Here is a 12,526-nt window from a genome sequence, read left to right on the forward strand (position 1 = left end):
CTTTGGGCGATTAATGCGCCTCGTCCCAATTAGCGCCGCTATCTGTTTCTACCAGCAATGGTACGGCAAAGTCGACTTGCCAGCCTTTTTCAGCCGCAGTGGTCGTTAACACATCTTGCATCGCATCGGTGATAAGCTGACTAATGTCATCGACCTTATCGCTATCAACTTCAAATACCAACTCATCATGGACTTGCAGCAGCATTTTGGCTTGATCTTTGGGCAATACCTTATCGACAGCAATCATGGCAAGCTTGATGATATCAGCGGCAGAGCCTTGTAGTGGCGCGTTGATCGCGGCTCGCTCAGCGCCTTGCTTGACCATGCGGTTGCTATGAGTGATATCAGGAGTATAGAGCTTACGGCCCAATATCGTCTCGACATAGCCTTGCTCATAAGCGCTGGCTCGCGTGTTGATCATATAGTCTTTGACACCAGGATAGCGCTCAAAGTACATGTCGATATATTCTTGCGCCTCACCGCGGCTCATCTGTAGCTGTTTGGCAAGGCCAAAGGCGCTCATGCCGTAGAGCAGACCAAAGTTAATGGCTTTGGCGTTGCGGCGCTCGGTCGCAGTTACCTCAGCGACTTCTTTACCTAGCACTTCTGCTGCGGTGGCTGCGTGAATGTCCAGACCTTCATTAAAGGCTTGCGTCAAGTTTTTGTCGCCTGAGAAATGCGCCATCAGACGCAGCTCAATCTGTGAGTAATCCGCCGCCAAGATAACGCGACCTGCTGGCGCGATAAAGGCTTGGCGAATCAAGCGGCCGGTGGCGGTGCGAATTGGGATGTTTTGTAAGTTAGGATCCGTCGATGAGAGTCGTCCGGTACTGGTCAGCGCTTGATGATAGCTGGTATGTACGCGGTCGCTCTTGGCGTCTGCCACATTGGCCAGCGCATCGGTATAGGTGCTTTTCAGCTTAGACAGTCCGCGATACTCAAGGACAATCTCGACCAAGGGGTGATCAATCTTTGACAGTATCGCTTCGCCAGTCGAGTATTGGCCTGACTTGGTTTTTTTGCCGCCAGGGATGCCCAGCTTATCAAACAGCATCTCACCCAGCTGCTTTGGCGAGCCAAGGTTAAATTCTTCGCCAGCAATTTCATAAGCGTGTTTTTCGAGCGCGATGATTTCTTCATCAAACCGCTTTGATAGCTCATTTAAAAACGAGCGCTTGATTAAGATACCGTTTGCTTCCATTTGGCACAGTATCTCGGCCGTTGGAATCTCTAACTCGTGCAGCAGTTTGGCGTTATTTTCGTCATCAGACAGTTTTTTATGAAAGATATCAAACAGCTGATAAGTGATATCGGCATCTTCACAAGCATAGTCGCTGGCGATATCGATGGCCACTTGATCAAAGGTGACTTGTTTGGCGCCTTTACCCGCGACATCTTCAAAACTGATCGTTTGCGTCTGTAGATAGTGGCGTGCCAGATCATCCATACCGTGGCGAGTAATGGCAGCATTAATGACGTAGCTTGCTAGCATGGTATCCATCGCCCAGTTGTTGGGGCTGGCGTGAATCGCGCCGATCAAGTCGATATCATAATGACTTAACACATGAGCGTCGTATTTGAGGTGCTGGCCGATTTTACCGATATTTGGGTTTTCTAAGATAGGTTTCAAACGCGCCAATACCATGTCGCGATCCAGCTGCTTGGCGGTCAGCTCATCCCCTTCTAAGCTATGAGTCAGCGGTACATAGTAGGCTTCGTGCGCTTGCAGTGCAAAAGACAGGCCGACGATTTCGGCTTGTCGCCAATAGACGCTGGTGGTCTCGGTATCGATGACGAAGTGCGGTGCGGCTTCTAGTCGTTTGACCAAGCTATCAAAAGCAGGCGCGTCTAAAATCGTGTGCCATGCGCTATCGCGGCTGTTGCTATCGGTGATATTGTCGATAGTGCTTGACTGTAAGGATTTAGCGATTTGCGCTTGTGACTCACTATCGGCCTGAGCGTGCGCCACACTTTGTGAGCCATTGGCAGGGTGGTTTGGATGATCAAGCGAGGCCAGCTCGTTTCGAAACTCAAGCTCAGTATATAGCGCTCGTAGCTCATCGATATGGGCGCACGGGTCGGTATTGATTTTTAGATCGGTCCAGTCTTGGCCAATTTCTAAATCGGTGACGATAGTGGCCAGCTGCGCGTTGAACGGAATGTCATCGGCATACTCGACCAGGTTTTTGCCAGCACGGCCTTTGATATCGGCGACATTGGCCAGCATGGTCTCGATATTACCGTATTTATTGAGCAAATCTTTGGCGGTTTTTTTGCCGATGCCCGGTACGCCTTTGATGCCATCTGATGAGTCGCCCATCAACGTCAAAAAATCGATCATCTGATGCGGCTCAATCCCGAATTTTTCCACCACGCCTGCGCCATCAGTAATCTTGCCCGTAAAACTGTCTTCTAGTATCACGCAGTCATTAATCAGCTGCATCATGTCTTTGTCACCTGTCGAGATGACCACGTGATGCCCTTCAGCGACGGCGCGATAGGCCAGCGTACCGATGATGTCGTCGGCTTCTGCGCCCTCGATACGCAGTAGTGGAATCCCAAGCGCGGCAACCAAGCTATGAATATACGGAATCTGCTCAGCCAGCTCTACGTCCATTTTGGGGCGATTGGCTTTGTACTCCTCAGACATCGCATGGCGAAAGGTCGGTGATTTGGTATCAAAACACACCGCCATATGGGTTGGGTGATAGCGGCGCATCAGTTTTAATAGCGCATTTAACGTACCGCGTATGGCGTTGGTGATGAGGCCTTGCGAGTTTTGCATGGTCTTTGGCAAGGCATGATAAGTGCGAAACAGATAGTAAGAGCCGTCGACCAAGATAAAAGGCGGTTGCTCTTTATCCACATGACTGGTGTCCATCGTTGCGACGTTGGGCATACAGGCAAAATCTGGCAAGGTATTTGGATTGATGGGCGAGTGGGAGTTGTGGTCGTTGTCAGTCATAGAGGGTCACTTATCAAGTATTTGGCAGCAGGTATTGGATAATAAAATATGGGATAAAAACAAGCATTAGGTAAAAAGATACCCTCATTATAACGATAAAAACCCTTCTTGCCGAATGAATGACAAACGAATAAGACGAACCAATAAAAGCCGCGATGCGTACAAGATGCGTACAAACAAAAGCGCCAGACAATAAAAAAGAACCCAGACTCGCTGCGTTCTTTTTTATGCTTCGTGACACTATAGTAGCCGAGAACTTATTGAACCTCTGATGTCACCTCGACGTCGATATTGCCACGCGTGGCTTTTGAGTATGGGCAGACTTGGTGGGCTTTTTCGACCAGCTTTTGGAACTCATCAGCAGATAACTCAGTGTTTTTGCCAATCACGTGGATTTTTGCCGCCAGCTTATAGTCGTGCCCTTCGCCTTGCATAAGATCCACTTCGACTTCGGTGGTTGAGTCAAATTTGGCTTTTTCCATTTGTTTGACCGCGCCTAATGCGCCATCAAAACAAGCGCTGTAACCCATGGCAAATAGCTGTTCTGGGTTATTGCCGTCTTTGCCAGAGCCGGGCGGCACCATATTGATACTCAGATCGCTATCAGCGAGACTGGCTGAACCTGCACGGCCGCCAGTGGTGGTACCTTTGGTAGAGTATAACGTTTTCATAACACATCCTTTGTTGGTTTTGTCGCTCGTGGTGAGCTTTATTGATTTAGAGACTATTGTATTAAAATTGATTTAGAAACTTATGTATTAAAGACTTATATAAATACGATTGTAGGTGCGAGCGTCGAATAAAGGCTGGTAAGCTCGTATTGTTTTTATCCATGGTAGCAAGCTATTTGATGCGCACAATGGGTCAGGCGTAAACATATATAACAAGTTTGTAAATCTACAAACAGTGTGCGCATAACAAAACAGCGTTGATATATAAATAATGAGGGTATTGAGGTAAACTGATCACATCAATATCGCTGTTTGGTCCTCAGTATAGATGACAACAAATGGCAACCGACCTGACCATGACAAGGATACTATGTAATGAGCAACTCTATAAAAAAATGGATGGTGATTCCCAGCGTATTGTCTGTGTTGGCGCTGACGATGGCTGGCTGCGGCGAAGACGATGGTGTGTATGGTTCGGGGAATAATAACCTCACAGTGAGTAGTTTTGAGAGTCAGTCAAATGCGATTACGCGTATCGATACAACTTACCGAAATGGCGAACGTCAGGTACAGCCAATCAATATTGTTGGTATTGCCCAGCCTGACGTCGATAACTTAGAGAGCTCGATAGTGTTAGCCAATAGATTTGAAGGTACCATAGCCGATAAAGACATTAGTGTTGATGGTAATATAGTTAGTCGTCCTATTTACCAGAAAAACAGTAATAATAAATCAATGTTTACTATTGATTATAAAGAATATGATTTATATGGTGTCAGAGCGGACAGTTACAGTGTGGATAAAGTCACAGGTAAGCGAGCTGGCGTACTAACAGACTTATATAATTATTCGAGAATAAGCAGTAAAGTTTCTTTTCCTAAGAACGCACAATGCTTTACACCTATGACAAATAGTGAACGTGAGTTTGTCTATTTTAATGAAAAGGGTATAACAGGTTATAAAAATATCGACTCGTGGATAGAGTTTATTGAAAATCAAATTGGTGACGGCTACAGCAAGAAGATCACTAGAACCAGCCTTGGGTTTAATAAACAATACCCTTTAGCAAGCGTGCAAGCTTATAATGATGACCAGCAAATCGTTGCGACTTATAACGGTGTAGAATATAAAGGTCGGGTGTATAATGCTGAGCATGTGGCGAGTGGGGTTAATGACTCAAATAATGATCCTTTGAGCGGCGTAGTCGATTGCACGTTGGTCAATGACGTAGCGGCTGACTTTTTAGAGCAAGAAATCAAACGCTATTATTAAAAAAAGCCCATAATTTAGGCCAAAAACATCGTAACCTCCAAGGTCGCACGCTCTATTGGGCTATCATAGAGCGTGTTTTTTATGCGCTAATTCTGCAGTCTGGCGCTAAATCCGTTACAATACGCTCATATTTACCCTATTTATTTAGACTAATCTCTAAATGACCCAACTGCTGAAGCCGAACATTATGAGCGTAGACCCAAAAAAACTAAATCAAGAAGTTGCCAAGCGACGCACCTTCGCCATTATCTCGCACCCTGATGCGGGTAAGACCACCATGACCGAAAAGCTGCTCCTATGGGGACAAGCCATTCAGGTAGTGGGTGAGGTCAAAGGCCGTAAAACCGACCGTCATGCGACCTCTGACTGGATGAGCATGGAGCAAGAGCGTGGCATCTCTATCACCACCTCCGTCATGCAGTTTCCTTACAAAGACCATATGGTCAATCTACTAGACACCCCAGGTCACGCCGACTTCTCAGAAGATACTTATCGTACTCTGACCGCCGTAGACAGCGCGCTGATGATGGTCGATGGTGCTAAGGGTGTCGAAGAGCGTACCATCAAGCTGATGGAAGTCTGCCGTATGCGCGACACCCCCATCATCTCATTTGTCAACAAGCTCGATCGTCAGATTCGCGAGCCGCTTGAGCTGCTCAGTGAAATCGAAGACGTTTTAAAAATTAAATGCATTCCTGTTACTTGGCCGATCGGTATGGGACAAGATTTTGTTGGGGTCTATCATCTGGCCGAAAACAAAACCTATCTGTACGAAAAAGGCCATGGCGGTGATATGAGCGTGGCAGAAACCCGCGAAGGCTATGATTATCCTGATATCCGTGAGCGTTTGGGCAAGCTGATGTTTGATGCTTTTGAGGAGTCGCTTGAGCTGGTACAAATGGCGCTCGAAGACTTCGATGTTGCAGCGTTTTTAAAAGGCGAGATGACCCCTGTGTTGTTTGGTACCGCGCTGGGCAACTTTGGCGTCAATATGGTGCTTGATACTTTGGTGAAGTATGCGCCGCCGCCCAAAGCGCACCCGACGCATGAGCGCGAAGTGGCTGCGACCGAAACGGCGTTTAGTGGTTTTGTCTTTAAAATTCAGGCCAATATGGACCCGCGCCACCGTGACCGCATCGCGTTTTTGCGTGTCTGCTCAGGTAAATACGAAAAAGGCATGAAAATGAAGCACGTGCGCCTAGGAAAAGACGTGCGTATTGCTGACGCCTTAACCTTTTTAGCGGGTGACCGTGAAGCGCTAGAAGAGGCGTATCCGGGTGATATTATCGGTCTACACAACCACGGGACGATCTCTATCGGTGATAGCTTCACCGAAGGCGAGGAGTTGAACTTTACGGGGATTCCGCATTTTGCTCCTGAGCTGTTTCGCCGTGTGGTATTAAAAGATCCGCTCAAATCCAAAGCGCTACAAAAAGGCCTGCAGCAGCTGAGCGAGGAAGGTGCTACGCAGGTATTTATGCCGCAGATCAATAACGATTTGATTTTGGGCGCGGTCGGTGTCCTACAGTTTGAGGTGGTGGCCCATCGTCTGAAAGAAGAATACAAGGTACAATGTATCTTTGAGCCTGTCTCTATTGCGACGGTACGCTGGATTCATTGTGATGATGAGGCGGCGCTGGCGAAGTTTAAGAAAAAAGCCCATGATCAGCTATCGATAGATGGCGGTGGTTATTTGACCTATTTAGCGCCATCACGCGTAAATTTGCAGCTCATGCAAGACCGCTATCCAGAGGTGACGTTTAGTAATACCCGCGAGCACTAATACACGCTGTCGCACCGCGCTTGCCATCTAAAGCGGTGCGACTGACAATCATAAAAAGGCACGACTTTCGTGTCTTTTTTATTTATTTGCCTCTGACCTAACGGGCTGACATAGCACACAGGTCATGCGCTAACACCTCAAAAACACAAACAGTGTTCCTACAATATATCGGTATGGTTACGATAAAATATCAAGTAGCGTGTCAGTTTATAAGATGTCATTAATAAAAGCCTGCCGAGAAGCAGAGCGCTTTGGCAGCTTGGTTTTGAATACTGCTATTTTAGATAGCTTGAGTTTTAGGATGTTTTAAAAGCTGACACTGTAAAAGCTGATATCTTCAAAGCTTGATAGATAAAAATAATAGGTATAAAAAGAGGCTATATGAACACCGTGTCTGGTTCTATCGTAACTTGCGCCCATAGCATTCGCTCGCTGATAGCGGCGCGGCTGCCTTTGCAAAAGACAACTTTGCAGACAGAGCCTTTACAAGCGAGTTTGTGGCGTGTAGTAGCGACGGGCGTGTTGGTAGGGTCGCTTGCCATGCCGAGCTTTGCTGCCAGCTTAATCAGTGAGCGTGACTATCTGGATTACCAGTTACCAAAACCGCTACAAGATAAGTGCGCCAAGCGTGACAATTGTCCAACGATAGAGGTCCAGTATCTACAAAGCAACCATGCTTGGATAAATGATGTTGTCAACGCCCGTATTGATGCGCTGGTGGTCAATAGCAAATCTAGCGAGTCAGGCGCACGAGTGGTAAAAACGCCTGACGATGTCAAGGCAGCGCTTGATGAATTTGTGGCCTCACAGTTTGCGGAGGTGCCAGCAGACAGCGTGTTTGTCTACAGCCTTATGGTCACGCCAGAATACTTAGGTCACGTCAATGATTTTGAGCTGTTTGAGATAAACTCATACGTCTTTACGGGCGGCGCTCACGGCATGCCCTATAGTGAGTACCTGATATTTGATCACCAAACCAAAAAATCAATCCAGCTGGCAGACATGCTACAGCCCAACAAAAAACCTCGCTTTAATGCCTTAGCCTATAGCGCTTATAAAGAGTGGGTCAAGACAGTCGATGAGGATGTTGCCAGCTATGAGAAAAGCTGGCCGTTTACCCTAAGTAATAATGTCACGTTGACAGACCAGGGCATCGATATTCGCTATCAGCATTATTCTATCGGGCCTTATGCTTATGGCATGCCAGTGCTGAGCATCCCTTATAGCCAGCTTCAGGGGGTTATCAAACCGCAGTTTTTACCAGCGTGCCTGTCGAATAAATAGTTATAGTTGATGTGTCTGGCACATTTGCCTGTTCAGCGATCAAATCTGAGAGATACCTGAATACATTACATGTAAAATTTCATAAAAAATAAGGAGTCATAGCATGATGAACCATATAGATAATGCACATACCACCGCAGATGCAGACAGTTGGCGTCTCAAGGCCCTAACCGAAGCGTTGGGCGATTTGACATTGACCGTCACAGACAGCCTCTCTGTTGGCCGTGGCAGTGACAATGACGTGGTGCTAGGTAGCAAGCAAGTCTCGCGTAATCATGCTGTGCTTAGCGTATTGGACGGCCAGCTCTACGTAAAAGACTTGGATTCATCCAACGGTACGTTTGTCAATGATCAGCGCTTGGAAGGCAATAAGTCAACGCCGCTACAAGTAGAAGACACCTTGGGATTTGCCAGTTTTCGCTTTCAGGTCAGTGCACCTGTACGAACGCAAGAGACCGCTCAGACGATAGAGCAAGCAGCATCAACTGACGAAATGGCCGCAGCGAGCACCCCTGAAGCGCCCGTCATCAAAGAAACGGGTATCGATGAGATGCTATCAGCGGCCGAGCAGACAGAGCCGGTCAACGACACACCGGTGACGCAGTCTGCACCTACGGATATCAAAGAAGAGGCCATCACAGAGCCTGTCACAGAACAGCCAGTGGCTCATAAAGCGTCCACTACAGCAGATAAGACCGCCGATGAAGCATTGCTTGACGAGCATGACAAAACCACCAAAACTGCGCTACAAGAAGAAGCGGATCCTGAGGTACTGCGCGCCAAGCAAGCGGCGACCGCTCAGTTTTCTGGGACTGCCAATCTCGGTCAGGAGCGCGACCTTGGTACCGAAGGCAATAATGCCATGGAGCAAGCCATCAATAATCCTGCCAATGCCGGCCAACTAGAGAAAAAGCCCAGCGGCGGCTGGTTTGTATGGGTGTTTATCGCAATTTTGATTATCGGGTTGGCGTTATGGTTGTTTAATATGGGCGGCGCTTAATTTTAATGGCGTTTAATTTTAATGCAGTACTGGCCAGTCCGTTTGGGCCGCTATAACCCCAGCGAGCTTTGATATAATTAGCGGCTACCAGTTATCCTTACTACGCCACTGATAATAAAATAAGCCACCAATCTGCCATTTTTATAGCGTCAACATTCAGTAGAGTGTTGACGCTATCTTGCATTTGTATTGTGACTATCGTTTTTTACTATGCTTATCTTTTGCCAATCGTTTGCTAAGAGAGTTTCATTATGATGACCTTTGAAGAATATCAAGCTTTTCAAGACCGTGGTTTTAGCCATGCGCCACTGATCAAAAAACGCTTGATGGATGCCCAAACGCCAGTCTCAGTGTTTTCCAAAGTACGTGATTTGAGCGGTTCGGCCTACTTGTTTGAGTCGGTGGCAGGCGGTGAGCGTTGGGCACGGTATTCGATGATTGGTCTGGGTAGTGATCTGATCGTGCAATATATAGATGGGGTGATGACGGTCAAAAAAAATGATCATATCGACGTGGAGATGGTAGACCAACCATTTGAGTATATTCGTACCCTGATGGCAGAGTATCAAATGCCAACTTCAACAGACATGCCGGCACTGCCGAGCTTTAGCGGTGGTCTGGTTGGGTATTTCGGCTACGATATGGTACGGGTGATCGAGCCGAGTATGGGAGAGTGTGAAGCGCCCAACCCAATGACCATGCCTGACATGTGGCTCATGCTATCGATGAATGTGATAGTCTTTGATAGGCTAGAAAACACCCTATCTATCATCGTCTATGCTGACTGCAGAAGCGATGATGGCTATAGCCACGCCATTCGTGAGCTAGAAAAAATAGAAGACAAGCTGACAGAGATGCCAAGCTTGTACGCCCCTATCATGCCCACACCTAAGTTCAAATCGCATACTGGCATGGATAAATACAGTGCGGATGTCAATAAAATCAAAGACTACATTGTGGCAGGGGATGTGCAGCAAGTGGTGCCAGCCCAGCGCTTGACCGCGGATTATAAAGGCAACTCGCTGGCAGTGTATCGTGCGCTGCGATTTTTAAACCCATCGCCGTATTTGTTTTTAGTGCATGGCTACACGTTAGATGATCATAAGCGTTTTGATATCATCGGTGCCTCTCCTGAGATGCTATCTCGCGTAGAGGACGGCCGTGTCAGCGTGCGTCCGCTGGCTGGCATGCGCAAACGTGGCCAAGATGCCGCCGCCGATTTAGCACTTGAGACGGCGCTGCTCGCTGACCAGCAAGCGGTTGCCGAGCACTGCATGCTCGTTGACTTAGCACGTGATGATCTTAGCCGCGTCAGTGAAGATGGCAGCGTTGAGGTCAGCCAAAAAATGGCTGTCGAGCGTTATTCGCAAGTGATGCAGATGGCCTCTCATGTTGAGGGCGCGATAGCTGCTGACAAAGATGCGCTCGATGTACTGTGTGCCACTTTTCCCGCAGGCTCACTGTCAGGTGCACCCAAAATCCGCGCGATGCAAATCCTCGATGAGATTGAGCCGGTGCGTCGTAGCGTCTTTGGCGGCTGTGTTGGTTATTTGGGCTGGCATGGCAATATGGATACTGCGATTGCGGTGCGCACAGCAGTGATGCGCCGCGGCAAGATACATATCCAAGTAGGCGCAAGTGTGAATGACGGTGCTACTGCAGATGCGATGTGGGAGGAGACCAACCAAAAAGCCCAAATACTGATCAAAGCCGTGAAAATGGCCTGTAATGGATTACGTATTCGCTAATGGCTAGGCTTGCAGCGAACGGTAAAACAAGCACAAACGCTATGACTGCGATAAAAGCGGTTTTACGGCCAAAAAAAACAGTAACATAATCAACTGCTTGACAATTAATGTGAAATTAATCGCAAAAAAAATAAAAAAGGGCTTGCGTCTCTCAAAATATTTGATAGAATAGCCACCACTTTGAGAGAACAAGCCGACTTAGCTCAGTTGGTAGAGCAACTGACTTGTAATCAGTAGGTCGCCAGTTCGATCCCGGCAGTCGGCACCATCTCTTTCAAAGTCGCTTTTTATAAAATTGCCTTGTTTTAAAGTCATTTTTGTTCAAAGCACCCTAAGGTGGGATTGGGGAGCGGTCAAACCCAACAGACTGTAAATCTGTCGCGAAAGCTTCGAAGGTTCGAATCCTTCTCCCACCACCATATTTTAAGTTTGTCATAGCGCCAAGCAAGCTCTTATTATGATAGACTCTCTATTAGAGTCAGCCAAAACAAGAGTAATTGCGGGTGTGGTATAATGGTAACACCTTAGCCTTCCAAGCTAATGACGCGGGTTCGATTCCCGCCACCCGCTCCATTTATACACCATCGCAAAGACTATCAATAATACATCACGACAGTCAGCTATTATCGCTGCATCGTGATATTTTTTTTAGTAAATCTACAGATTTCTGCTGTAGTTATTAAAAATATGCTCATATAGCTCAGCGGTAGAGCACTCCCTTGGTAAGGGAGAGGTCTCGAGTTCAATTCTCGATATGAGCTCCATTTATTGTTTTAGCTTTTTGTGTTTGCTTTGAGCTTTAATACACAGCTTTACGTCGATATCGAAATTATAGAATATTGAAAACTATAAAATTAGTGTGGCAGATTATAATTCAAAGGTGACACTGAGGTGTTGCCTTTTAGTGCTGTCAATTGGTTAACAAAGCAGTAAAGCTTCAGCTGGCAGATTGGTTAGGGGCTCGTAAGATATCGTAACTTAACCGCCATATCGCGATACCTTGTTTGATGGGCAATCGCGCAAAAAGTAAGTATAATAGCCAAGCATATAAGTGTGATCAAAAGTAAGATTGAATAAAAACAAGTTTGAATAAAGCATTGAAACGTACCTTGTTTATAAGCAAATGAAAAGTCTTATGTTTGCGATAACACGTTAAGCAAGGTCGTTTTGGTAGTTAAGCCATAGCGTCAACGGTTTGATGGTTGAATATGCATCAAAAGCCGTCAAACAGCTATTCACTGATCTTTTATTGATAAAGATTCACCAAAAAAAGAGGAATTACCCATGGCAAAGGCCAAGTTTGAACGCAACAAGCCACACGTCAACGTCGGCACCATCGGACACGTTGACCACGGTAAAACAACCCTAACTGCCGCTATCGCAACCGTAGCAGCAAAAACCTCAGGCGGCGAGGCCAAAGACTACGCAGCCATCGATAGCGCGCCTGAAGAAAAAGCACGTGGCATCACCATCAACACCTCACACGTAGAATATGACACCGAAACCCGTCACTACGCCCACGTTGACTGCCCAGGTCACGCCGATTATGTCAAAAACATGATCACCGGTGCCGCACAAATGGACGGCGCCATCCTAGTTGTATCAGCAACTGACGGCCCAATGCCACAGACTCGTGAGCACATCTTGCTTTCACGTCAGGTAGGCGTACCATACATCATCGTCTTCATGAACAAATGTGACCTAGTAGACGACGAAGAATTGCTAGAGCTCGTCGAAATGGAAGTACGTGAACTCCTAAACGACTACGACTTCCCAGGCGACGACACCCCAATCATGAAAGGT

At 47.0% G+C, this 12,526-nt stretch carries 8 protein-coding genes and 4 tRNA genes; 10 read left to right on the forward strand and 2 right to left on the reverse strand.

The genetic code is table 11. From position 1 onward, the window contains the following. Positions 1–10 precede the first annotated feature (10 nt). Together polA and CAP50_RS02615 are read right to left on the reverse strand one after the other, a co-directional pair. Complete coding sequence (gene polA / locus CAP50_RS02610) at positions 11–2,965, reverse strand: DNA polymerase I (protein WP_100748942.1); 2,955 nt, start codon at positions 2,963–2,965, stop codon at positions 11–13. Between the two features lie 257 nt (positions 2,966–3,222). Then, entirely contained in the window at positions 3,223–3,636 is a 414-nt protein-coding gene (locus tag CAP50_RS02615; protein WP_075102053.1) for an organic hydroperoxide resistance protein, read from the reverse strand. A 375-nt stretch (positions 3,637–4,011) separates the two neighbouring features. On the opposite strand from CAP50_RS02615, the gene CAP50_RS02620 reads away from it, so the two are divergent. From CAP50_RS02620 to CAP50_RS02665, 10 genes are all read left to right on the forward strand, one after another. Continuing rightward, a complete protein-coding gene (locus CAP50_RS02620; protein WP_075102054.1) occupies positions 4,012–4,908 on the forward strand; it encodes a hypothetical protein in 897 nt (298 codons plus the stop codon). 187 nt (positions 4,909–5,095) lie between these two features. Next, positions 5,096–6,691 carry a peptide chain release factor 3 gene (locus CAP50_RS02625; protein WP_075102055.1) on the forward strand — a complete coding sequence of 532 codons (1,596 nt, stop codon included), beginning with the start codon at positions 5,096–5,098 and terminating at the stop codon, positions 6,689–6,691. Positions 6,692–7,072: 381 nt separating this feature from the next. Beyond that, positions 7,073–7,975, forward strand: coding sequence for an RsiV family protein (locus tag CAP50_RS02630; protein WP_100748943.1), 903 nt, complete (start codon positions 7,073–7,075; stop codon positions 7,973–7,975). 103 nt (positions 7,976–8,078) lie between these two features. Then, on the forward strand, positions 8,079–8,975 hold the full coding sequence (locus CAP50_RS02635; protein ID WP_241900613.1) for an FHA domain-containing protein: 897 nt from the start codon (positions 8,079–8,081) through the stop codon (positions 8,973–8,975). A gap of 251 nt (positions 8,976–9,226) precedes the next feature. Next, on the forward strand, positions 9,227–10,723 hold the full coding sequence (locus CAP50_RS02640) for an anthranilate synthase component I family protein (RefSeq protein ID WP_100748944.1): 1,497 nt from the start codon (positions 9,227–9,229) through the stop codon (positions 10,721–10,723). Between the two features lie 192 nt (positions 10,724–10,915). Then, positions 10,916–10,991: transfer RNA gene (locus tag CAP50_RS02645), tRNA-Thr, on the forward strand. Positions 10,992–11,058: 67 nt separating this feature from the next. Next, positions 11,059–11,142, forward strand: a tRNA-Tyr gene (locus CAP50_RS02650). Between the two features lie 80 nt (positions 11,143–11,222). Next, positions 11,223–11,296: transfer RNA gene (locus tag CAP50_RS02655), tRNA-Gly, on the forward strand. Between the two features lie 116 nt (positions 11,297–11,412). Then, positions 11,413–11,487 (forward strand) — tRNA-Thr (locus CAP50_RS02660). A gap of 520 nt (positions 11,488–12,007) precedes the next feature. Then, positions 12,008–12,526, forward strand: a 519-nt coding sequence (locus CAP50_RS02665; protein WP_153045423.1) for a GTP-binding protein, incomplete at its 3' end; no start/stop codon positions are given.

The sequence above is a fragment of the Psychrobacter sp. L7 genome, assembly GCF_002810365.1.
GTDB classification, from domain to species: Bacteria; Pseudomonadota; Gammaproteobacteria; order Pseudomonadales; family Moraxellaceae; genus Psychrobacter; species Psychrobacter celer.